Genomic DNA, 202 nt, shown 5'->3' with positions numbered 1-202 from the left:
TTTTTTGTGTCTTGCTTATGAAGCAAGTGCACCAAATATGGTGCCTCGAGGCGGAATCGAACCACCGACACGAGGATTTTCAATCCTCTGCTCTACCGACTGAGCTATCGAGGCAAAAGAATGGTGCCGACTACCGGAATCGAACTGGTGACCTACTGATTACAAGTCAGTTGCTCTACCTACTGAGCTAAGTCGGCACACT

The 202-nt window shown here is 48.5% G+C and carries 2 tRNA genes; both read right to left on the bottom strand.

From position 1 onward, the window contains the following. Positions 1–38: 38 nt before the first annotated feature. A tRNA-Phe gene (locus IQR33_RS03445) sits at positions 39–114 on the bottom strand. A gap of 7 nt (positions 115–121) precedes the next feature. After that, positions 122–197 (bottom strand) — tRNA-Thr (locus IQR33_RS03440). Between the last annotated feature and the right edge of the window lie 5 nt (positions 198–202).

The organism is Vibrio sp. OPT46 (assembly GCF_015163535.1).
In the GTDB taxonomy this organism is placed as follows: Bacteria; Pseudomonadota; Gammaproteobacteria; order Enterobacterales; family Vibrionaceae; genus Vibrio; species Vibrio alginolyticus.
This window is presented reverse-complemented; position numbering and strand designations above follow the sequence as displayed.